The sequence below is a fragment of the Pseudomonas sp. AN3A02 genome, from assembly GCF_011765255.1.
GTDB lineage: Bacteria > Pseudomonadota > Gammaproteobacteria > Pseudomonadales > Pseudomonadaceae > Aquipseudomonas.
The window spans coordinates 86,452-109,177 of record NZ_JAARNI010000006.1 but is presented as its reverse complement, the minus strand read 5'-3'; the positions used below and the strand labels follow the sequence as shown (position 1 = coordinate 109,177).

At 62.2% G+C, this 22,726-nt stretch carries 18 protein-coding genes; 12 read left to right on the top strand and 6 right to left on the bottom strand.

The genetic code is table 11. The annotated features are described in order from the left end of the window. Nucleotides 1–48: 48 nt before the first annotated feature. Nucleotides 49–765: a phosphatidylcholine synthase gene (gene pcsA / locus HBJ59_RS21965; protein ID WP_076016540.1), complete on the bottom strand. Its 717-nt coding sequence runs from the start codon at nucleotides 763–765 to the stop codon at nucleotides 49–51. A 151-nt stretch (nucleotides 766–916) separates the two neighbouring features. Next, complete coding sequence (locus HBJ59_RS21960) at nucleotides 917–1,843, bottom strand: class I SAM-dependent methyltransferase (protein ID WP_167664746.1); 927 nt, start codon at nucleotides 1,841–1,843, stop codon at nucleotides 917–919. A 190-nt stretch (nucleotides 1,844–2,033) separates the two neighbouring features. Here HBJ59_RS21960 and mdeB point away from each other — a divergent pair, with 190 nt between their 5' ends. Further along, complete coding sequence (mdeB, locus tag HBJ59_RS21955; protein ID WP_167664745.1) at nucleotides 2,034–4,712, top strand: alpha-ketoglutarate dehydrogenase; 2,679 nt, start codon at nucleotides 2,034–2,036, stop codon at nucleotides 4,710–4,712. Between the two features lie 121 nt (nucleotides 4,713–4,833). Here mdeB and HBJ59_RS21950 read toward each other — a convergent pair whose 3' ends face one another. Next, nucleotides 4,834–5,322, bottom strand: coding sequence for a DUF1289 domain-containing protein (locus HBJ59_RS21950; protein WP_063029570.1), 489 nt, complete (start codon nucleotides 5,320–5,322; stop codon nucleotides 4,834–4,836). Nucleotides 5,323–5,472: 150 nt separating this feature from the next. After that, nucleotides 5,473–6,723 carry a ribonucleotide-diphosphate reductase subunit beta gene (locus HBJ59_RS21945; protein ID WP_167664744.1) on the bottom strand — a complete coding sequence of 417 codons (1,251 nt, stop codon included), beginning with the start codon at nucleotides 6,721–6,723 and terminating at the stop codon, nucleotides 5,473–5,475. A 283-nt stretch (nucleotides 6,724–7,006) separates the two neighbouring features. Between HBJ59_RS21945 and HBJ59_RS21940 the strand changes: the two genes are divergently transcribed. Further along, nucleotides 7,007–7,483 carry a GNAT family N-acetyltransferase gene (locus HBJ59_RS21940; RefSeq protein ID WP_167664743.1) on the top strand — a complete coding sequence of 159 codons (477 nt, stop codon included), beginning with the start codon at nucleotides 7,007–7,009 and terminating at the stop codon, nucleotides 7,481–7,483. A 567-nt stretch (nucleotides 7,484–8,050) separates the two neighbouring features. Here the strand turns inward: HBJ59_RS21940 and HBJ59_RS21935 are convergent. Next, on the bottom strand, nucleotides 8,051–8,536 hold the full coding sequence (locus HBJ59_RS21935; protein ID WP_076013703.1) for a GFA family protein: 486 nt from the start codon (nucleotides 8,534–8,536) through the stop codon (nucleotides 8,051–8,053). A 92-nt stretch (nucleotides 8,537–8,628) separates the two neighbouring features. Here HBJ59_RS21935 and HBJ59_RS21930 point away from each other — a divergent pair, with 92 nt between their 5' ends. The 4 genes from HBJ59_RS21930 to HBJ59_RS21915 are packed head-to-tail and all read left to right on the top strand — an operon-like array spanning nucleotide 8,629 to nucleotide 14,900. Next, a complete protein-coding gene (locus HBJ59_RS21930; protein WP_167664742.1) occupies nucleotides 8,629–9,750 on the top strand; it encodes an AAA family ATPase in 1,122 nt (373 codons plus the stop codon). Next, on the top strand, nucleotides 9,747–10,181 hold the full coding sequence (locus tag HBJ59_RS21925; protein WP_076013701.1) for a hypothetical protein: 435 nt from the start codon (nucleotides 9,747–9,749) through the stop codon (nucleotides 10,179–10,181). The genes HBJ59_RS21930 and HBJ59_RS21925 overlap by 4 nt, the downstream gene beginning before the upstream one ends. Continuing rightward, the gene (locus tag HBJ59_RS21920) at nucleotides 10,181–12,013 is read left to right on the top strand and encodes a hypothetical protein (RefSeq protein ID WP_167664741.1); all 1,833 of its coding nucleotides are present in this window, start codon (nucleotides 10,181–10,183) and stop codon (nucleotides 12,011–12,013) included. The genes HBJ59_RS21925 and HBJ59_RS21920 overlap by 1 nt, the downstream gene beginning before the upstream one ends. Next, nucleotides 12,006–14,900 carry a bpX6 domain-containing protein gene (locus HBJ59_RS21915; RefSeq protein ID WP_167664740.1) on the top strand — a complete coding sequence of 965 codons (2,895 nt, stop codon included), beginning with the start codon at nucleotides 12,006–12,008 and terminating at the stop codon, nucleotides 14,898–14,900. The genes HBJ59_RS21920 and HBJ59_RS21915 overlap by 8 nt, the downstream gene beginning before the upstream one ends. Here HBJ59_RS21915 and HBJ59_RS21910 read toward each other — a convergent pair. Further along, nucleotides 14,893–15,786 carry a LysR family transcriptional regulator gene (locus tag HBJ59_RS21910; protein ID WP_076013698.1) on the bottom strand — a complete coding sequence of 298 codons (894 nt, stop codon included), beginning with the start codon at nucleotides 15,784–15,786 and terminating at the stop codon, nucleotides 14,893–14,895. The two genes, HBJ59_RS21915 and HBJ59_RS21910, sit on opposite strands and share 8 nt — an antisense overlap. 277 nt (nucleotides 15,787–16,063) lie before the next feature. On the opposite strand from HBJ59_RS21910, the gene HBJ59_RS21905 reads away from it, so the two are divergent. The 6 genes from HBJ59_RS21905 to HBJ59_RS21880 all read left to right on the top strand — a co-directional run bounded on the left by HBJ59_RS21905 (nucleotide 16,064) and on the right by HBJ59_RS21880 (nucleotide 22,694). After that, on the top strand, nucleotides 16,064–16,882 hold the full coding sequence (locus HBJ59_RS21905) for a MaoC family dehydratase N-terminal domain-containing protein (RefSeq protein ID WP_167664739.1): 819 nt from the start codon (nucleotides 16,064–16,066) through the stop codon (nucleotides 16,880–16,882). A gap of 31 nt (nucleotides 16,883–16,913) precedes the next feature. After that, a complete protein-coding gene (locus tag HBJ59_RS21900) occupies nucleotides 16,914–18,077 on the top strand; it encodes an acyl-CoA dehydrogenase family protein (RefSeq protein ID WP_167664738.1) in 1,164 nt (387 codons plus the stop codon). A gap of 10 nt (nucleotides 18,078–18,087) precedes the next feature. Further along, nucleotides 18,088–19,437 (top strand): MmgE/PrpD family protein, encoded by a 1,350-nt coding sequence (locus HBJ59_RS21895; protein ID WP_167664737.1) that lies wholly within the window; start codon nucleotides 18,088–18,090, stop codon nucleotides 19,435–19,437. A gap of 9 nt (nucleotides 19,438–19,446) precedes the next feature. Next, nucleotides 19,447–20,643, top strand: coding sequence for a CaiB/BaiF CoA-transferase family protein (locus HBJ59_RS21890; protein WP_167664736.1), 1,197 nt, complete (start codon nucleotides 19,447–19,449; stop codon nucleotides 20,641–20,643). A gap of 14 nt (nucleotides 20,644–20,657) precedes the next feature. Then, complete coding sequence (locus HBJ59_RS21885; protein ID WP_167664735.1) at nucleotides 20,658–21,473, top strand: CoA ester lyase; 816 nt, start codon at nucleotides 20,658–20,660, stop codon at nucleotides 21,471–21,473. Nucleotides 21,474–21,710: 237 nt separating this feature from the next. After that, a complete protein-coding gene (locus HBJ59_RS21880) occupies nucleotides 21,711–22,694 on the top strand; it encodes a TRAP transporter substrate-binding protein (RefSeq protein WP_167664734.1) in 984 nt (327 codons plus the stop codon). Nucleotides 22,695–22,726: the final 32 nt, after the last annotated feature.

The window sequence follows — 22,726 nt, the reverse complement described above, 5'->3', positions numbered from 1 at the left end:
CGCATTCGCGAGCAAGCCCGCTCCAACATTTCAACCGTGCCCGCCTGGCTATTTATGTGTTTCGACCCACTCCAGTGCGGTGCGCCAGAAGCAGATCCCCAGGAAGTACGCCGACATCAGCAACCACAGGCCCATGGTCAGCCCATTGGTGTACGGGAAGTCGATCACCAGCAGCAGGCTGCACAGCAACCAGATGGTGGTCACTGCGATATTGAGCGGCATGAAGCGTTTGACCCGGAACGGGTGCAGGAACTTCATCGGCGTTACGGTCAACAGCGCCAGGACGATCACGGTGAGCAAGGTGATCCAGGCATCTGGCTGGATGATGTAGACGCACAGCGCGACCACGTTCCAGGCCGCAGGGAAACCCTGGAAGTAATTGTCCTTGCTCTTCATGTTGACGTTGCAGAAGCAGAACAGCGACGACACCAGAATCACCGACACCGTAAACAACGGGGTGAAGTCCGGCAGGGCGATATAGCGATAGATAAACAGCGCCGGAATAAACACGTACGTCAGGTAATCAATCACCAGGTCCAATACCGAGCCATCGAAGCTTGGCAGCACCGTCTGCACGTTCACCCGTCGCGCGAGGGAGCCGTCCACCCCATCGACGATCAAGGCCAGGCCCAGCCATAACAGGCAGGCCTTGGGCTGGTTGTCGAGCAGCGCCAACGTTGCCAGGAAAGCCAGGACCACGCCGGTGGCGGTAAAACCATGGGCGCCCCAGGCCTTGAGACGGGCTACATGCAGAGTCGATATCACAGGGGCGTTCTCCAAAAAGGTGAAACAGGGCAGCCGACGGGCGTGACGCCATCGAATCTGGCCAGAGTGTGCAGGTATCGACCGGGAAGGGTGGGATAAGGTTCACCACCCGGCGTAATGGTAAGCGTAGCAAGCGTAGGACTTTTCGGCATCAGACTTGTCGGAACACCAGCGCCTTTAGCCCGCTTTGTGGATCAATATCGGGAAATTCCGGTGGGTTTTCCAGCCGCTGGTCAAAGCGCAGCCCCGGTGCTTCGCGGGTTACGCCGTCGATCAGGAAGTCTTCGCCGAACGCCGGATCATTCATGCACGCCAGCACCGTGCCCTGGGCCGTGAGCAAATCCGGCAGGCGGCGCAGCACCCGCTGGTAGTCCTTGGTCAGCAGAAAGCTGCCTTTCTGGAAGGAGGGCGGGTCGATGATCACCAGGTCATACGGGCCGCTGTGAGTGACCTTGGCCCAGGACTTGAACAGGTCGTGGCCGAGGAAGGTCACTTTGCTCAGGTCATGACCGTTGAGGCGGTGGTTGTCGCGACCGCGGCTCAAGGCGCCACGGGCCATGTCCAGGTTCACCACATGCTTGGCGCCGCCTTCGATGGCGGCCACGGAAAACCCGCAGGTGTAGGCAAACAGGTTCAGCACCCGCAGGCCTTGAGCCTGTTCGCGCACCCAGTTGCGGCCGTAACGCATGTCGAGGAACAGCCCGCTGTTCTGCTTTTTGCCCAAATCGATCAGGTAACGCAGGCCGCCTTCGGTGATGGTCAGTTCGTCAACGGCCTCGCCCAGCAGCCACTCGGTGGTGCTTTGCGGCAGGTAACGGTGTTGCAGCGCCACGGTGTGAACGCCGTAGGCCGACCAGTCGATCTGCGTCAGCATCTGCTTCAAGGCCTCAAGCTCGGCGGCCCCGGGCTCTTTGAACAGCGAGACCAGCACCACACCTTGCAGCCAATCCACCGTCAGTTGCTCCAGGCCCGGCCAGCAGCGGCCACGCCCGTGAAACAGGCGCCGGGTCTCGGCGGGGACGGTTTGCAGGGCGGTCAGCAAGTGGGTGTGCAGCGTGGCAAGTGCGTCTGGGTTCATCGGGCAGCGTCGGTCATTGAGCGGGCGGCATTTTAAACACAATTGCGGGGTTTTCGGGGCTTGAGCACAACGTGCTTTGAATTGGTCGATTGGCAGTGATTTGTGCTCAAAAGACTATGAGAGGCTGCGTATAACAGTCAAAAAATCCCCTAGCACCGACATAAACTGGAAAAAAAGCCCGGAGGTGCCCATGAATGGTTTCGCGAACGCAGTGAGTCAGACAGCGATGGACCAGGAAGAACTGGCCGAATGGCGCGATGCCCTGGCCTCCCTGGTGGCCAACGCCGGGCCGGCGCGGGCGCGGGAGATCCTCGACATGCTGGCGGAGGCCGGCGGCGCACCGCACATCGGCTGGAAACCCCGGCATGGCACGCCTTATATCAATAGCATCGCCGTGGAGCAGCAACCGCCGTTCCCCGGCGACCTGGCCACCGAAGAGCGCCTGGCCTCGGTGGTGCGCTGGAACGCCCTGGCCATGGTGGTGCGTGCCAACCAGGCCTATGGCGAACTGGGTGGGCATATCGCCAGCTACGCCAGCGCGGCTGACCTGTTTGAAGTCGGCTTCAACCACTTCTTCCGTGCCCGAAACGCCGGTTTTGGTGGTGACCTGGTGTTCTACCAGCCGCATTCCGCCCCCGGCATCTATGCCCGCGCCTTCCTTGAAGGGCGCCTGAGCGAGGCTGACCTGGCCCACTATCGCCAGGAAATCGGCGCCGGCAAGGTCGGCGCCCGTGGCCTGTCCAGCTATCCCCATCCGTGGTTGATGCCGGACTTCTGGCAATTTCCCACCGGTTCCATGGGCATTGGCCCCATCAGCTCGATTTTCCAGGCGCGGTTTATGCGCTACCTGCAGCATCGCGGCTTGCAGGACACCACCGACCGCCACGTATGGGGCGTGTTCGGCGATGGCGAGATGGACGAGCCGGAAAGCATGTCGGCCCTGACCCTGGCTGCCCGCGAGGGCCTGGATAACCTGACCTGGGTGGTCAACTGCAACCTGCAACGCCTCGACGGCCCGGTACGTGGCAACGGGCGAATTATCGACGAGTTGGAAGCCCTGTTCGCCGGTGCTGGCTGGAACGTGATCAAACTGGTTTGGGGGTCGGACTGGGATGCCTTGCTGGCCAAGGACGCCGACGGCTCGCTGGTACGCACGTTGTCGCAGACCGTGGACGGACAGTTCCAGACCTTCGCCGCCAAGGACGGCGCCTATAACCGCGAACATTTCTTCGGCCAAAGCGAGGCGCTGTCCAAACTGGTCGAGGGCATGAGCGATGAGCAGATCGACCGCCTCAAGCGTGGCGGCCATGACATGGTCAAGATTCACGCCGCCTATCACGCTGCACGCCAGGTCACGGGCAAGCCCACGGTCATCCTGGCCCAGACCAAAAAGGGCTTCGGCATGGGCGAGGCCGGGCAGGGCAAGATGACCACTCACCAGCAGAAGAAGCTCGACCGCGAGGCGTTGATCGCCTTCCGCAATCGCTTCCAGTTGCCGCTGTCGGATGAGCAGACCGAATCCCTGAGCTTCTACAAACCGGCTGAAGACAGCCTCGAGATGCGCTACCTGCACAAGCGCCGTGCCACCCTCGGCGGGTATGTGCCGAGCCGTGGCCAGCAGGCGCCTGCGGTGAACGTCCCGCCGGTGTCGGGCTACGGTGCGTTTGCCACCCAGGCGGACGGCAAGGAAATGTCCACCACCATGGCCTTTGTGCGCATGCTTACCAACCTGCTCAAGGACAAGGCCCTCGGCCCGCGCATCGTGCCCATCGTCGCGGATGAAGCGCGCACCTTCGGCATGGCCAACCTGTTCAAGCAGATCGGCATCTATTCCAGTGTCGGCCAGCGCTACGAGCCGGAAGACATTGGCTCGATCCTCAGCTACCGCGAAGCCACCGACGGGCAGATCCTCGAAGAAGGCATCAGCGAAGCCAGCGCCATCAGCTCCTGGGTCGCGGCGGCCACCAGTTATTCGGTGCATGGCCTGCGGATGCTGCCGTTTTACATCTACTACTCGATGTTCGGTTTCCAGCGCGTCGGCGACCTGATCTGGGCGGCGGCCGACCAGCGTGCCCGTGGCTTCCTGCTGGGGGCCACTGCCGGGCGCACCACCCTGGGTGGCGAAGGCTTGCAGCACCAGGACGGCAGCAGCCACCTGACCGCCGCCACCGTGCCCAATTGCCGGGCCTACGACCCGGCGTTTGCCAGCGAGTTTGCGGTGATCCTCGACCACGGCATGCGCCAGATGCTGGAGCACGATGTGGACGAGTTCTACTACGTGACCCTGATGAACGAAAACTACCCGCAGCCGAGCCTGCCTGAAGGCGTCGAAGCGGCGATCATCAAAGGCATGTACCGGCTCAGTGGTCAGCCCGATGGCAAGGTTCGCTTGCTCGGCTCGGGCACGCTGGTGCGTGAAGCGCAGGCAGCCGCGCAGTTGCTGGCGGACGATTGGCAGATTGACGCTGAAGTGTTCAGTGTTACCAGCTTCAGCGAACTGGCCCGGGAGGCGCGGGAAGTGGAACGCTGGAATCGCCTGCATCCGCAACAGCCGGCGCGGCGCAGCCACCTGGCGGAGTGTTTGCCCAAGGGCGCGCCGGTGGTGGCGGTGTCTGACTATGTGCGGGCGGTGCCGCAGATGATTGGGTCGTACGTGGACTCGGCGTACACCGTGCAGGGGACGGATGGTTTTGGTCGAAGCGATACCCGGGCGGCGTTGCGGGATTTCTTTGAGGTGGACCGGTATCACATCGTGCTGGCGGCGCTGACAGCGTTGGTGGAGCAGGGGAGTCTGGAGCGGGGCGTGTGTCGGCAGGCGATTGAGCGGTACGCATTGCAGACCGATCGCGCGCCGTCGTGGGCCTCCTAAGCGAAGAAGATCAAAGGTGGGAGCTGGCTTGCCTGCGATAGCGGCGGGTCAGCTTGTATCTTTGGTGACTGATACACCGGCATCGCAGGCAAGCCAGCTCCCACATTTTTTGTGATGTGGCTTAGAGCGTGGCTATCAACGGCGCCCCAAACGATTCGCGCAGAAACCCCGGCGCGATATACCGCTCGTAATGCGCCTCGGACAACAGAAAAAACTCCCGATCAATCGCATCCCGCAAATCCGCCAGACTTCGCTCGCGAAACTCCGGCAACAGCGCCAACCCATACGCATCCAGCTTCGAAATCACCCGCGCGCCCCGGGCAATCAACTGGTACGCCCAGCAATACGGCGACTGGTGGGGCACAAACCGAATCTTGCGGTCTTCCAGTTGCTGGCGCAGGCGCTGCGGGTCCAGCACCTGCAGCTTGCTGGTCATCACCTGCACCAGCAGTTGTTCCAGGCGCAGCCACACCGCTTGTTTCTCCTCGGCGTTGTAGCCGTTCCACTGAATCACCTCATGGTGATAACGCTTGCAGCCCCGGCATACCAGGTCCCCGTAAACGGTGGAGCACAGGCCGACGCAGGGTGTCTTGATGGTTTGATTGGGCATAAAGGTACGTATACAAAATTTATGGAGCACCGATAACCAATGTGGGAGCGGGCTTGCTCGCGAAGGCGGTGTGTCAGTCGCCAGATATCTAGGCTGATCCACCGCATTCGCGAGCAAGCCCGCTCCCACATTTTTAATTGGCGTCGCTAATCAGTCCCAGCTCAGCGCGCCGCCGGTCTGGTACTCGATCACACGGGTCTCAAAGAAATTCTTCTCTTTCTTCAAGTCCATGATCTCGCTCATCCAAGGGAACGGATTCGTCGTCCCTGGATACTCTTCCTTCAACCCAATCTGCGACAGACGACGGTTCGCGATGAACTTGAGGTAGTCCTCCATCATCGCCGCATTCATCCCCAACACCCCACGTGGCATGGTGTCACGCGCGTATTCGATCTCCAGCTGAGTCCCTTGCAGGATCATCTGGGTTGCTTCTTCCTTCATCTCGGCATCCCACAAATGCGGGTTTTCGATTTTGATCTGGTTGATCACATCGATACCGAAGTTCAGGTGCATCGACTCATCCCGCAGGATGTACTGGAACTGCTCGGCCACGCCGGTCATTTTGTTGCGACGGCCCATGGACAGGATCTGGGTGAAGCCGCAGTAGAAGAAGATGCCTTCCAGTACGCAGTAGTACGCGACCAGGTTACGCAGCAGCTCTTTGTCGGTCTCGATGGTGCCGGTTTCGAACTTCGGATCGGAGATCGAACGGGTGTACTTCAAGCCCCAGGCAGCCTTTTTGGCGACCGATGGAATCTCGTGGTACATGTTGAAGATCTCGCCTTCATCCATGGCCAGCGATTCGATGCAGTACTGGTAGGCGTGGGTGTGGATCGCTTCTTCGAAGGCCTGGCGCAGGATGTACTGGCGGCACTCCGGGTTGGTGATCAGGCGGTACACGGCCAGTACCAGGTTGTTCGCGACCAACGAATCTGCAGTGGAGAAGAAACCGAGGTTGCGCATCACGATGCGGCGTTCGTCGTCGGTCAGGCCTTCGGGGTTTTTCCACAGGGAGATGTCGGCGGTCATGTTGACCTCTTGCGGCATCCAGTGGTTGGCGCAGCCGTCGAGGTATTTCTGCCAGGCCCAGTCGTATTTGAAAGGGACGAGTTGGTTGAGGTCGGCGCGGCAGTTGATCATGCGCTTTTCGTCTACGGCGACGCGGGCAGCGGAACCTTCCAGCTCGGCGAGGCCTTCGGCGACGTCGAGTTTGTCGAGGGCGGCCTTGGCGCGGATGATCGCGGCGGAGTCGCTGGCGGTCACGTTGCGGGCTTCAAGGGCGGCGGCAGCGCCGGCGCCGTCGAGGCGGTCCATGTTGGCTTCGGTGGCGTGGCCGGCGTTGGCGCCTCGGATGACTACGTCACCGGTGTCTGGTTGATCTGCTTCATCCCAACTCAGCATTGAATTGCTCCTTCCTGGTCCGTTTGACGGCGTGGGCTTCGATTCACCCAGCGTGTTCAAAAATGTGCGTTTTGCAGGCTTCAAGGCATTGAAATACTGCGCATAGTGTGGTCGGTATTCAGCGTCGCCGCACACTATGTAGTGGTTGTCTGTGTTTGTGGGCACACTATATGGTGTGTAATGACGATGGTCAACGCACAAGACGGGCCGTTTTGAGTGGCTGGCATGAAGTAGGTCAGCTATAAATGCCGGGATCATTGACCCGAATCAGGACCTCAAAGGAATGAACAATCTGCAGATCCGCGCCGCCCGCCTGGAAGACGCCGAGGGCATTTTCCAGGTGCATAAGAACTCCGTCGAAAACCTCTGCAACGCCGATTACGTCCCGGACCAGATCAGCATGTGGCTCGACGGCCGCTCGCCCGAGACCTACCGCGAGGCGATCGTCGCCGGAAACTTCTGGCTGGCTTGCACTGATACGCTTCAGGGCTTCGTGGAAATCGACGGCCATGAAGTCAGCAAACTGTTTGTCCGGGGTGACGCCGCCGGGCAGGGGATTGGTGCCCGATTGCTTCTCGAAGCATTGCAACGGATCGAAGCTGCCGGCCATTCCAAGGGGTACCTGGAGGCGACCCTCACCGCCGAGAAATTCTATGCCGCGTTCGGCTTTCGCAAGATCGGAGAGGGCACCTTCAGCCGGGGCAACAGCCCGGTGTCCATCGAGATCATCAAGATGGAGCGATTGTTCCAGGGGGCATGACCAAAACGCACCTCAAGCAACCAAAAGGTCCTTGCCCAACCACTCGGTGCCTCGCCCGCTCGCGGCCATCGTAGTTGACGGCCCCCCCGAAAGCAGAGCTGCTTTCCTGTAGGAGCGAGCTTGCTCGCGAAAAACCTGAGACCGCCGCGTTCATCCAGAATGCCAGCGTCATCGTTAACGACCTTCGCGAGCAAGCCCGCTCCCACATTTGGACCGTGCCCGCTCTAGATTTCGCTGTTGCTTCACCACACTCAAGCCGGCCGGTAGGCCGCTGTGCTCTTGATCTGCTTTTGATCTTGATCTTAGGCGCCCCGTTAAACCACGCTGGCCGAACGTAGGCAGTACGGAGCGGGTAAACCGGCAGGACGCCGGTTTAGCCGCGACGGGGCAGGGACGCCCCGTCGCGGCGGCCCGCTTCGTGGTGCCGGAGTGCGGGCACACCGAGCATTAGCGAGGTGCCGAGTGGTGGGGCAAGAGCGTTTTGCTTACTTTTGCGCTTTTCAAAAGTGAGCCGCTGTAAGAGCGGAACCAATATCAGCCGTTACCGCAGCAACGGATATACACCCATCAGCCCAGCCCCAACCGCCCATGCCACTGGGCAATCGACTCCTGCGGATACTCCTCAAACTCCAGATCCCCCGGCCGAACACTCACCTCAACCCAAGGCGCCTTCGACCCCAACATCAAATGCGTATGCTCCGGCGGCACCGGCAACGGCGTATCAATCGCCGAAGCAAACGGATGAATCAACTCCGGCCACTCCGGACTGAACAACCACAACCCCGACCCACACTGCGAACAGAAATGCCGCTCAGCCGTACTCGCATGCGCCCGACTATCCCCCGGCCCCTTCATCCGCGCGTGATAAACCGAAATCAACTTGCGCCCCCGCACCCTCAGGCTCTTGGCATCCCCCCCAAGGTTGATCGCATACCCGCCACCCCCTTGGGTCTTGCGGCAAATCGAGCAATAACACCGCTGATAAGGGTAGGGATGAGCACTCTCAAGACTGAACGTAACCGCGCCGCAATGGCAGGAACCGTCGAGCTGCATGGCAAAACTCCTTCTCCTGATGATGTAACAATACTTTGCTAATACCTTAGCCTCAGGCAAGATTCCCCGCTTTGGTTTCAGGGAAGACGCCCATGATCGCTTCATTGCAGAGCGCTGCCGCACAAATTCGCCATGCCGTCCGCGCGGCGACTGAAGGATTGGTGGGGCGTGAACAATTGGCCGAGCTGATTGTGTTGGCCGCCGTCGCCCAGGAACACATCCTCGTCGTCGGTCCGCCAGGCACCGCCAAAAGCGCGGTCGTGCGGCGAGTGGCGCAGTCCATGGGCGGGCGCTATTTCGAGTACTTGCTCGGGCGTTTTACCGAACCGTCGGAACTGTTCGGCGCGGTAGACCTGAAAAAACTCCGGGAAGGCACCGTCGAAACCGACGTCAGCGGCATGCTGCCGGAAGCCGATATCGTGTTTCTCGATGAAGTATTCCTCGGCTCTACGGCGATCCTCAATACCTTGTTGGGGGTGCTCAACGAACGCCGCTTTCGCCGTGGCCATACGCAAATTCATTGCCCGTTGCGCGTCTGTGTGGGCGCCGCCAACGGCCTGCCGGACGACGAGGCCCTGGCGGCCTTCGGTGATCGTTTCCTGCTGCACCTGTTTGTCGAGTCGGTGCCGGACAACCAACTGGAAGCCATGCTGGCCGGTGGTTGGCAGTCCGAGCAGCGGCCGGTCCAGCAGTTACTCGGGCTGACTCAACTGGACACCCTCGGCCAGGCGCTGAAAAACGTTGACCTGACCCTCGTGCGCCCGGCACTCGCCCAGGCGATTCGCCGCCTTCGGGAAGCCGGCATTGCGTTGTCGGACCGGCGCATCGTCAAATCCCAGCGCCTGATCGCGGCGGCGGCCTTGCTCGGTGGCCGGCTTGAGGCCAGCGAAGCGGATTTGTGGCCGTTGCTGTATGTGTTGCCGACCAAGGAAACCCAGCAGCATGGCCGCGAGGTCTTGCGGGACCTGTTCGCCGCTTCCAGCAATAGCCATCTGTTCAGCGCGGTGGAGGAGGCGACCTTGCAGCCGATGTCACGGCTCAATCGCTTGCTGGAAACGGCTGAAGACTACCTGAACCGCAGCGAACCACCGGCGAGCCCGGCGCTGGAAAGCCTGCTGCGAGAGATCGACGCCAACTTCAATAGCCAGACCATGCCGGAGTCGCTGCAGCAGGCGCGGGAGAAACTGACCCATCTGCTGACGCCCATAGCATGACGGCTGCGGCTCACACCTGGGGCTGGCGCTCACGCCGCTCGCCCGCTGAACCGCGTGCTGCCGTGGCCTGGGGCGAGGCTGCGCGGCGCTTGCATGCGCGGCTGTTGCTGATCCCCGCCGAACAGGCCGCGCGCCTGCAAGCCACCGCCAATGCGCACGTGTTGGTGGTGTCCGGCGTGGCCGACGATTTGCCGTGGGTCGACGGCGTCGAATACGCCGCTCCCGAGGACGGCGCGCCGGGGTTGTGGTTGCCCACCAGTTGGGAGCCGGACGTGCCGGCGGATGTGCTGGGCCAGGCACTCGCCGTGGGTTTCAAACGTGCACCCTTGTTAGTGTGGCGCAGCCCCCAGGCGGTTATTCCGCTGGACCGCCAATTGCCGCTGACGCCTGAACATTTACAGCGGATTGCCGCTTATTGGGTGGGCCACTGATGCAACTGCCAGACTCGCTGCAACCCTGGAGCCAATGGCTGGAATGGTTTGCTCCGGACCACTTGCCGCTGTTCGCCGACCTGCTGGGCCGGCTCAATCCACTGCTCGGCCCGTTGCGTGGCCGGCAACAAGGTGGTGTGCCGGAGCCCGATGGGCTGGGTGATTTGCAACGTCGTGGACCCTATGAGCGCTTGCTGTCCAGCGAGTGGTTGTTGGCTGAGGAAGTACCCGATGAGTTCCTGCGTCGGGCGGCGGTCGGTGAGCATATGTTCCTGGCGCCGCAGTATCGGGCACGGGAAGCCAATCGGTTGATGGTCGTGCTGTTCGACGCGGGCCCCTTGCAGTTGGGTGCGGCCCGCCTGGTACATCTGGCGTTGCTGATCCTGTTGGCGCGCCGCGCGGCGGAGGCCGGGGCCGAGTTGCGCTGGGGTATTTTGCAGCGTGAACCGGCGCTGTATGAGCTGGGCGCTGCGTCGAACCTCAAGCAACTGCTGAACGCCCGGACCTATGAAGTGGTCAGTGAGCAACATGGGCAGGCCTGGCGTGACTGGATGGCCGAACAGCCGCAGACCGTCGGTGAATGCTGGCTTGTCGGCCAGCGCCTGCCTGAGGCTGTACCGGCGTGCTGCACCCACCGGGCCCATGTGCAACGAAGTCTTGACGGGCAAAGCCTCTCGTTTGAGTTGCGGGCCGGGGGAACACGGCAGGTGAAATTACCGATGCCGGATGAGCGCCAAGCCTTGCAACTGCTCAAGGGCCGCTTCGAGGGTGAAGCGGCAGAGGCGCCCGTGATCAACGCTCAGGTACCTCGGGTGGCCCTGACGTTGCCTCCGGTGATTTCCGGTGCCGGCAACTATGTGGCCTTGCGTCTGTTGGATCAGCCCGGGATGGCAGTGATCAAGCTGCCGTCGCCGAATCAGAAAAAGCCTTTGAGTGTACGCACTCAACTCTGGTCCTCTTATCAGCATGCGCTGGCGGTGACCTTCCTGAGTCGCGAACTCGGCGCGGTGTTGAGCAGCGAGGAGGCCTTGGCTTTCTGGAATATTCCCGGCCTGGCCCCGGTAAAAAAACCAAGTCGTGAGCAACTGCTGCTGCCGCCGGGTACCGCGACGTTTCTGCCAGTCGCCTGGCTGCGCAATCCTAACGCCGAGCGCGTTTACCTGCTCGATAGCCAGGGCCGGCTGGCTTACTGGGAATCGGACCGGGCCAAGGCGGTGGACCGTTCAAAGCCGCGCCAGACCCATGAACTTGCCAGCGGCGTGTTGGGCCTGGCCAGGGTCGATCAATTTACCCTGGCCTATGTCCGTAACGCCGGCGGGCGATTGTTTGCACAGTCGGCGGCGGCAGATGAGGCCAGGATTGAGAGTTACGCGCTGAGTGTGGCAGAAGGCGTGAGCCAGGTGCTGTTTGCCGGCAACTCGTTGTGGCGGCGTCATTTCGGCGGCTGCGCGCTGCTCACGTCCAAGGGTGTGAATGAAAGCTGGCAGGTGATCACTCCCAAAACTGTGCCGGTCATCAAGGAATACATCGACCTGGCCTCTGGCTGGAAAGCCATCGGCTTGCTGCTGGACGTGGGCAAGGACCAACCGTCACTGCTGCTGGTCAACGCCGGCCAGCGCGCTATCGGCCTTTACAGCAACGGGCAGCAGAAACTGCTTTTCACCACCTCGGATGTTATTTCCCGGTACAGCTTTTGCCCCATGAGTGGTCTGCTTGCGGTCCTCACCAGCTCCCGCGAGCTGCTGGTGTATCACGTGGCGTCCGGTGACTTGCGCCTGCAGGTCACATGCGACAAAGAGCCCGAACACATCAAGGAAGGCGGCGATGCTTGAGCGCAATGAGGCGTTGATTCGCCGCCCGGTACTGGCCGGCCACCAACAGATTGAAGGGCTGTGGTTCTCCTGTGAACGCTTCGACGCGTCAGAGCGCGAACGCTTGATCCTCGAACACTGGCAGTTAGGTGCCGGTGCCTACCGGTTTGCCGAAGGTGATTTGTTGCGCTTCTGCACTGCATTGTCGGTGCAATGCGAAACCCTCGCGGGTTGGCCGCTGATTCGCCAGGGTGCTGGTTTGTGTTCGGCGCTGCTGGCCCCGGAAGAACTGCACACCCTGCCGGCGGCGGATGTGTGGCTGGTGCGTGGCAGTCAGGTGCAGGCCTTGCTGTTGCGCGATGCCCAGGCGCTGTCGCCGGGGCAGTGGCTCGATATCAGCGGCTATACGCTGCTCGACACCTACGACTGCAACGCCACCCTGGCCGAACCGGTGTTCGAGGCGCGGGTCACCGACGTGCGGACCATCATCGGCGGGCCGTTGGGGGCAGTCAGTCCGGAGCGGGAAGGGGTCATGCAGGCCTTGATTGAACGTCAGCGCGCCGCTCCCCAACAGCCTGCCGCCAGAGCCACGGCTCCCGGCAAAAGCGCATGGAATCCCACGGAGCCTGTCTCGTTTCCCGCCTTGAAACTCGGCGCCACCTTTGCCTTGGTGGGGGCACTGATCTGGATGGCCAGTTATGGCAAGCAGCAGGCTTTTTCTCCGTTGCCGCCCCCCGTTCGTGAGGACTTCAGCGGGGTGATCCTGGGGACGCTGGTGGGCGCGATTGTGTTTACCGCGCTGCTGATGGGCTTGAACAAGTTTTTGCGTCGTGGCTCGCCTGGCGTGGCGGCGCCGCCCCCAGCAAAAGCGGCCCAAGGTATCGCACCGCGTGCCACGCCGGTGGGGCACAAACCTGCCGCCTGGCGCCGCTGGCTGACCCGCCTGACCCAGCATTCAAAGCTTTCGGCGTTGTACGGCAAGCGTCAGGCCGCCTATATGCAACGCATGCTGGAGATGTTCGAAGACGGCGACTTTGCCGAAGCCCTGCGCCACGCCATCCCGCTGGGCGGCGAGCACGGCAGTAGCGAGCAGATGTTCGGCACCCCGGAGCGCCGGCAGGACCTGCGCCTGAGCGAGCAAAGCGGGCCCCGGCGCGCGATGCTGTTCGAGGAGGGCCTGGAGGCCCACTTGCGGCTGGTCTACCGCCAGACTTTCACGCGACTGGACCGTGAAGGGCGCATCGAGGAAGCGGTGTTTGTGCTGGCGGAATTGCTGAAAGTGCGCCAGGAAGCGCTTGATTACCTGGAAAAACACGGTCGCTATCAGCAGGCCGCCGACCTTGCCCTTGCCTGGGACATGCCCGCTGCCGTGATCGTGCGCTTGCTGTGCCTGGCAGAGCAGTGGGAGCAGGCCTTGTCGGTAGCGCGCCGGGATAACGCGTTCGGCGATGCGGTGTTGGCACTTCAGGCCAAGTCGCCTGAAAGCGCCAACCGCTTGCGTCTTGAATGGGCGCAATCGCTGACCGAAAAAGGCCTGTGGCTGCAAGCCGTGGAAGTGATCTGGAGTTTGCCTGCCGAGCGTGGGCGAGCGGCGCAATGGCTGCTGAATGCCGAAGCGGCAGGCGGGCGGTTGGCGATTGATGCGCTGGTCAAGCGCGCCATCCTGCTGCCTGAGACGCTGCATGCCTACGGGCCATGGGTCGAGCAATTGCGCAATGATCCGCAGCGCGGCCGTGAACGCGCGGCCCTTGCCCAGGCGCTGTTGGCCCATAAGGCCGAGGCGGGTGCGCTGGCCTGGCTCACAGGGGCGACGGTGCATGCGATCGTGGCGGACCAGCTCGGCGGCGAGGGTGGCTTGACCCACCAGCAGTTGCAGGCGCTGGTGAAAATGAGCAAGGACAAATTGCTCTTGGCGGACCTGCCCGGCCAGGCGTTGAAGCGCTCTGCTGTCGTCCCCCTGAGCCAGGCGGGCGAGACCCAGGAGTGGTGGGTCCCTGCCCGAGGCAATCGAGGGATCCGCGATGCGGTTGCGCTTGAAGATAGCCGCTACCTGTTGGCCCTCGGTGAAGCCGGCGCGGTGGTAATTGATGAGTTTGGCAACACGCTGTTCCATTTCGCCGTGCCGGCGCAGGAGATTGTCCTGGCCCACGGCCGGCAAGTGGCGCTGGTGCTGATTCGGCGTAATGACGCCTGGCGGATCAGCAAGTTGGACCTGGTCAATCGTACCGCCACGGACCTTGGGGTGCTGGTAGTGGACGTGTTTGCCAAAGTCTTCGATGGCACCGCCTGGAGTATCGGCCGTGAGAAACAGATGCGGGTGGTGGATGTTGATCGAGGGTTTGCCACCCTATGGCACGTGAGTGATCTGCCTGGCCGGGTCCACCGACTGCAGAGCGATGAGTGCAACGAATACTTATGGCTGTTTTCTGTGCCGGGGGTGGGCATCGAGCGCTGGCATTACCGGTTGCCGGAGCGGCGCCTGATGGGGCGCGAGGTTGTGCCGGCAATCAATCCGGACCACAACCAGTTGCTTTGCGCGGTCAGCATGATCACCGAGTGCTGGATCAAGGACCTGTACGCCGAGGAACTGATTCTGGTGGTCAACGTTGCCGGTAATCACCGGGGCTATCGTTTGCCGGGCGCCTCGGCCGAACTGATCGAGGAATACCCGGTGAGCGTCCATCTGGAGCCCGAGTGGCTGCTGTTCCGTTATGCCCTCGCTGAGAACCAGAGCCGTTGGCATATGATTCACCGCGCCAGCGACCGTCTCTGCGCTGCTTGGACGTGGCCACTCGATGACGCCAATGTGCGTCAACAGGGCGATGACTGGCTGCTGTTCGATGAACAAGGCCGCCTGTCCCATATCAACGTTGCCAATGGCAGCCAGCGCAACATCACCCTTAACTGACCGTCTGCGGCATCAACGTGGCTATCAACGCACGAATGGTGCCGGGCAACGCCTCCAGTTCCCGCACCAGAATACTGCGCTCGCGTACCGCCCAAACCTCATCCAGCTTGACCGTCACCAACTGCATGGTCCGGCTGTGGCGCACCGCCGCCGACTCTGGAATGATGCCGATCCCGACGCCAGCCTCGACCATCCGGCAGATCGCCTCGAAACTCGACATCTGGATCCGCAACGACAGGTGCTTGCCCAACCGCTCCACATGCTCACGCAGGAAACTCAGCAACGTGCTGCCGTCATGCAAACCGATATGTTGGTAGGCGAGGGTTTGCTCCAACGTCACCGAAGGCAGGCTCGCCAGCGGATGCCCCACGGGTACCGTCAGCACCAGGTGGTCGGTGCTGAAATGCAGCACCTGTAGCCCCGATGCTTCCACGGGCCCGGCGATGATGCCCATGTCGCTGGTACCGTCGAGCACGCCTCGCACGATGTCTCGTGACAGACGCTCCTGAAGGTCCACGGTGACGCCAGGACGCGCTGAAAGAAAGCCAGCCAGCACTTCCGGGAGAAACTCGGTCACGGCGGTGGTGTTGGCAAAAATGCGGATATGCCCGGCCGAATCGATGCCGTATTGGGTGAACTCACTCTTCAGGTAATCCACCTGGCGCATGATCAACCGCGCGTGGTGCACCAGCCGTTCGCCCGCCGGGGTGATTTCCACGCCACGGCTGTCGCGATACAGCAGGCGCGTGTCGAGCTGGCCTTCCAGGGCTTTGATCCGCGCACTGGCGGCGGCCGGCGAGAGGAACGCGCGCCTGGCGCCCTGGGTCAGGCTGGGGGATTCGGCGATATGGATAAACAGGCGTAAGTCAGCCAGATCAAAGTGCATGCAAGGCTCCAGGTGGACGAACTCTTGTGGCGAGGGGGCTTGTCCCCCGTTGGCCTGCGTAGCGGGCCCAAAAAAAGCGGGAGCGCTTCGCACTCCAACGGGGGACAAGCCCCCTCGCCACAGAAAGCCTCCTGATCAAGTTGGAGGCTGTGTTCTGTTCGGACAGGTCAGCGGCGTTCAGCATAGCCGAACGCTGCTTTATTGAAATGCAAATTCTCAGAACGGCCAAGGCCCAGCATGATCCGGCTCAGATTCCCTGCCCGAGGACATGCACCTGATGAGCGCCACAGACTGGATCGGCCGTAGCGAAACAGCCCACGACCACTTGAGCCACAACCTGCTCAAACGCATCGCCGCCACCTTTGGCGAAGCGGCACCGGCAGATGGCGAGGCGGTTCCGCCTTTGTGGCAATGGTGCTTTTTCCAGGACCCGCTGCCCGAATCCGCCCTGGGCGGTGACGGCCATCCGGCCCGTGGCGGGTTTCTGCCGCCGGCGGATAACCGCAATCGCATGTGGGCCGGCGGGCGTATCGAGTTTTTCCATGGGTTGCGTGCCGGTGAGTCCGCCACCCGCGTTTCGACCATCACTCAAGTGGAAGAAAAAACCGGCCGCACCGGCTCGCTGCTGTTCGTCACCGTACGCCACGACTACTCCCAGGACGGCCGCCTGGCCATCCGCGAGGAACAGGACATCGTCTATCGCGAACCCACGCCGCCCAAGCAGGGCAGTGGTGATGTATTACCCGAAGGTGACTGGCGCGAAGCGGTCGACCCGACGCCAACCCTGTTGTTCCGCTACAGCGCCGTGACCTTCAACGGCCACCGCATTCACTACGACTACCCCTATGTCACCGGCACCGAAGGTTATTCGGGGCTGGTGGTGCACGGGCCGCTGATCGCCACTCTGAGCCTGCGCGCATTCTGCCGCGCAAATCCGGCGGCCACGTTGCGCCGTTTCTCGTATCGCGGTGTGCGGCCATTGATTGCCCCGCAACCCTTTGAAGTCGGTGGGCGCATCACCGCGCCGGGCGTCGCCGAACTGTGGGCGGGCAACGCTGACGGCCTGGCCCAGCGCGCCGAACTGCATTTCGAATAAACCTCCAAGAACAACAGGCGGAGAGCCGTTAATGAACCCGAATGACAACGAAGAACTGAATGCCATCCGCGAAGGCGTACGCGCACTGTGCGCCGAATTCGACGCCGCCTACTGGCGCAAGGTCGATGAAGAAAAGGGCTTTCCGGAAGCCTTCGTCAAGGCCTTGACCGACGCCGGCTGGCTGTCGGCAATGATCCCCGAAGCATACGGTGGCTCCGGCCTCGGGTTGGCGCAAGCCTCGGTGATCCTGGAAGAAGTGAACCGCTGCGGCGGCAACTCCGGCACCGTCCATGGCCAGATGTACAACATGTTCACCTTGCTGCGCCACGGCAGCGAAGCGCAGAAAAGCTTCTACCTGCCCAAGCTCGCCAGCGGCGAATTGCGCCTGCAATCGATGGCCGTGACCGAACCCACCACCGGCACTGACACCACCAAAATCAAGACCACCGCCGTCAAGCGTGGCGACAAGTACGTGGTCAACGGCCAGAAAGTCTGGATCTCGCGGGTGCAGCATTCCGACCTGATGATCCTGCTGGCCCGCACCACGCCGCTGGCCGAGGTGAAGAAAAAATCCGAAGGCATGTCGATCTTCCTGGTGGACCTGCGGGAAGCCATCGGCAACGGTCTGACCGTGCAGCCGATTGCCAACATGGTCAACCACGAGACCAACGAACTGTTCTTCGACAACCTGGAGTTGCCGCTGGACAGCCTGATTGGCGAGGAGGGCAAGGGCTTCCGCTACATCCTCGACGGCCTCAACGCCGAACGCACCCTGATTGCCGCCGAGTGCATCGGCGACGGCCGCTGGTTCATCGAGAAAGCCAGCGCCTACGCCCGTGACCGCGTGGTGTTTGGCCGGCCCATCGGGCAGAACCAGGGCGTGCAGTTCCCGATTGCCGAAGCGCATATCGAGATCGAAGCGGCCGACTTGATGCGCTGGCGTGCCTGTGAGGAATACGACAGCGGCGCCAACGCCGGGGCCAGCGCGAACATGGCCAAGTACCTGGCGGCCAAGGCTTCCTGGGAAGCCGCCAATGCCTGCCTGCAAACCCACGGCGGCTTCGGGTTTGCCTGTGAATACGACGTGGAGCGCAAGTTCCGCGAGACCCGCCTGTACCAGGTTGCGCCGATCTCCACCAACCTGATCCTGTCCTACGTGGCCGAGCATTTGCTCGAACTGCCACGCAGCTTCTGAGGGCCCGACCATGAGCCATACCCAAGCGCTGTGCTGGTTCCTCGCCGAGCTGAATTACGAACAATTGCCGGACAACGTACTCGCCCGCACCGAAGACCTGTTCCTCGACTGGCTCGCCTCGGCGCTGGCCAGCCAAGGCGCACATCCGATTCCGCTGTTCGAGCGTTATGCCCGCACGATGGGCCCGGCCAATGGTCCGGCGCAGATCATCGTCAATGGGGGAAGCAGCAGTGCCTATTTCGCCGCGCTGGTGAACGGCGCGTCGTCGCACCTGGTGGAGCAGGATGACTTGCACAACAGCTCAGTCTTGCACCCGGCCACCGTGGTCTTTCCGGCTGCCTTCGCGGCAGCGCAAGACCTTGGCAAGTCCGGTCGTGAGCTGCTGCTGGCTTCGGTGGCCGGTTACGAGGCCGGGATTCGCATCGGTGAATTCATGGGCCGTTCCCACTACCGAATCTTCCACACCACGGCCACCGTCGGCACCCTCGCGGCGGCTGTCGCGGTGGGTAAATTGCTCGACTTCAATCAAGAGCAATTCATCAACCTGCTGGGCAGCGCCGGCACTCAGGCGGCCGGTCTTTGGGAATTCCTGCGGGATGCCGCCGACTCCAAGCAACTGCACACCGCCAAGGCAGCCGCCGATGGTTTGTTGGCAGCGTATTTGACGGCGGACGGGCTGACCGGTGCGCGCAATATTCTGGAAGGCGAGCAGGGGATGGCGGCGGGCATGTCCACCGATGCAGACCCAAGCAAACTGTCGGATCGCCTCGGCAGCCGTTGGGCGCTGCTGGAAACCTCGTTCAAGTTCCACGCTTCGTGCCGCCACACCCATCCGGCCGCCGATGCGCTGCTGGACCTGATGCAGCGCGAGGGCATCAGCCATGAGCACATCACCCGTGTGGAAACCCGCGTTCACCAAGGCGCCATCGACGTATTGGGCCGGGTAACGCTGCCGCAGACCGTGCACCAGGCCAAGTTTTCCATGGGCACCGTGCTGGGGTTGATTGCCGTGCACGGCAAGGCCGGGCTGACTGAGTTTCATGAACTGGCGCTCACCGATCCCGCCGTATCGGCATTTCGCGACAAGGTCAGCATGACCCTCGACGCCGAGGTCGACGGGGCCTATCCCCAGCGCTGGCTGGGCCGGGTGATTGTCACCACGGTCGACGGTCGCGTGCTGCACGGCGCCATTGATGAACCCAAGGGCGATCCCGGCAACACCCTGAACCGTGCAGAGCTGGCCGACAAATTCCAGCGCCTGACCCAATTCAGCGGCGCCCGCACGCCCGCGCAAACCACCGGGCTGATCGAAAAGGTCTGGGACCTACGCAACGCCACGTCCCTGGCTCACTGGCTTTAAGGAGTCGTCATGAAAGCTAATCAACGACCGCTGGACGGCATCACCGTCGTCAGCCTGGAACACGCGATTGCCGCACCGTTTTGCACCCGCCAGTTGGCCGACCTGGGCGCCCGTGTGATCAAGATCGAACGCCCGGGCGCCGGTGACTTTGCCCGAGGCTACGACGAGCGCGTGCGCGGCCTGGCGTCGCATTTTGTGTGGACCAACCGCTCCAAGGAAAGCCTGACCCTGGACCTCAAGCACGACGATGCCGGAGACATCCTGGAAACCCTGCTGGCCGACGCCGACGTGCTGGTGCAGAACCTGGCACCGGGCGCCGCGGCGCGCATGGGTCTGTCATTCGAAGCGCTGCATGAGCGCTTCCCGCGGCTGATCGTCTGCGATATCTCCGGATACGGTGAGGGTGGGCCTTACGAGAAAAAGAAAGCCTACGACCTGCTGATCCAGAGTGAAGGCGGCTTTCTCTCGGTTACCGGCGGCCCGGGCGAGGACCAGATGGCCAAGGCCGGTTGTTCCATCGCCGATATCTCCGCCGGGATGTATGCCTACAGCGGCATCCTCTCGGCGCTGCTGCTGCGGGGCAAGACCGGGCAGGGCAGTCGCATTGACGTCAGCATGCTGGAAAGCCTGGTGGAGTGGATGGGCTACCCGATGTATTACGCCTTCGACGGCGCGCCCCAGCCACCGCGCGCGGGTGCGGCGCATTCCACGATCTACCCCTATGGGCCGTTTCCCACCGGCGACGGCGGCACGGTAATGCTCGGTTTGCAGAACGAACGGGAGTGGGCGGCGTTTTGCGACAAGGTGCTGCTCACGCCAGAGCTCGCCACCGACGGCCGTTTCTCGGCCAACTTCAAACGCTCGGAAAACCGCGACGTGCTGCGCCAGATCATCGTCGACCGCTTCGCGCAGATGAGTGCCGAGGCCGTGATCCAGCGCCTGGAAGACGCGCAAATCGCCAGCGCCCGGGTCAACGATATGCAAGGCGTGTGGGACCACCCGCAGCTCAAGGCCCGCAACAGCTGGCGGGAAGTCGACAGCCCGGCGGGCAAGTTGCCGTCGTTGCTGCCGCCGGCGCGCAATGCCGCGTTTACCCCGCGCATGGACGCGGTGCCGGGGCTGGGGCAGCACAGCCAGGGAATTCTGGACCAGTTGGGTTACTCCGCTGAAGCCATCGACAGCCTGCGTGCACGCGGCGTTATCTGATAAGGAATTGAGCGATGCCAACTTCTCTTGTGCGCTCTGCGCTGTTTGTACCGGGCAGCCGGCCGGAACGTTTTGCCAAGGCCTTGGCCAGTGGTGCCGATGCGGTGATTGTGGATTTTGAAGACGCGGTGGAAGAGCCGCTCAAGCGCCAGGCCCGGGACAACCTCGGGGTGTTTTTGCAGGCGACGCCGGCAGCGCGGGTATGGGTGCGGATCAATGCGCCGGAGCACCCGGAGCATTTCGCCGATGTGGCGTTCTGTCAGGCCCACGCGGGAGTGGCGGGAGTGTTGCTGCCCAAGGTTGAAAGCGCGGCCCAGGTGGCCGTGGTGGCGGCAACGGGCAAGGCCATTTGGCCGATTATCGAGAGTGCGCGGGGCTTGCTGGCGGTGGCGGAAATCGCTCATGCACCGTTGGTGGAGCGCTTGTCGTTCGGCGGCCTGGACCTGGCGCTGGACTTGAACCTGAGCAGCGGCTCCCCGGCCGCGCAATTTGCCCTGGACCAGGCCCGCCTTGCCTTGATCGTGCATTCCCGCGCCGCCGGGCTGGTGGCGCCGCTGGACGGCGTGCACCCGGCCATTGACGACCCTGAAGGCCTGCGCCGCGCGATTCGGCATGCCTATGAAATGGGCTTTGCCGGCGCGCTGTGTATCCATCCCAGGCAAGTGGCGGTGATTCACCAGGCGTTGGCCCCCAGCGCCGAAGACCTGGCGTGGGCCAAACGGGTGGTGGAAGCCGGTGCCCATGGGGCAGGGGCCTATCAACTGGATGGGCAAATGGTGGATGCGCCGGTGTTGCTGCGGGCCCAACGATTATTAGCCGCGCAACCGTAGAAATGTGGGAGCGGCGGTGCGACGGTTCGACTTGCTCGCGAAAGCGGTGGGTCAGCCAGTGCATCTGGTGACTGGCACACCGCTTTCGCGAGCAAGCCCGCTCCCACATTGGATCTCTGTTATTTGAGAAGTCGGCGTTCGTCCACGCCGAACGCAGGTATCTAAAATTCGAAATTCTCTATACGCGTGACATCAGGCACCTTGCCCTATAACACAACAATAAGAAGGTGATTTTCCATGCTCAAGCTTTCTCGGGCGCTGTTCTGCGCCGCCACCTTGTTTGCCGCGGGCCTGGCCCAGGCGGCCGACCCCATTGTGATCAAGTTCGCCCACGTCGTTGCTGAAAACACCCCGAAAGGCCAGGGCGCGTTGCTGTTCAAGAAGCTCGCTGAAGAACGCCTGCCTGGCCGGGTGAAAGTCGAGGTGTACCCGAACTCCTCGCTGTTCGGCGACGGCAAGGAAATGGAAGCGCTGCTGCTGGGCGACGTGCAGATGCTGGCGCCATCCCTGGCCAAGTTTGAGCAGTACACCAAGCAAGTACAGATCTACGACCTGCCGTTCCTGTTCAACGACCTGGCGGCGGTGGACCGTTTCCAGGCCGCCCAGGGCAAGGCGTTGCTGACCTCCATGCAAGACAAAAACATCCTCGGCCTGGCCTATTGGCACAACGGCCTCAAGCAACTGTCATCGAACAAGGCATTGCGTGAGCCCAAGGATGCCCGTGGCCTGAAGTTCCGCGTGCAGGCCTCCAGCGTGCTGGAAGAGCAGTTCAAGGCGATCCGCGCCAACCCGCGCAAGATGAGTTTCGCCGAGGTGTACCAGGGCTTGCAGACCGGCACCGTCAACGGCACCGAGAACACCTGGTCGAACTATGAAAGCCAGAAGGTCAACGAAGTGCAGAAGTACTTCACTGAGTCCAACCATGGCCTGATCGACTACATGGTGATCACCAACGCCAAGTTCTGGAACGGCCTGCCGCCGGATGTGCGCACCACCCTGGACCAGATCATGGTTGAAGTCACCGTCGAGGTGAACAAGCAGGCCGAAGCGCTGAACCAGTCGGCCAAGCAGAAGATCATCGACGCCAAGACCAGCGAAATCATCGAACTGACGCCCGAGCAACGCCAGCTGTGGCGCGAAGCCATGCGCCCGGTGTGGCAGAAGTTCGAAGGTGAAATCGGCGCTGACCTGATCAAGGCGGCCGACGCGTCGAACCAGTAATTGATTGCTGACGAAAACCCGACTTCTGTGGG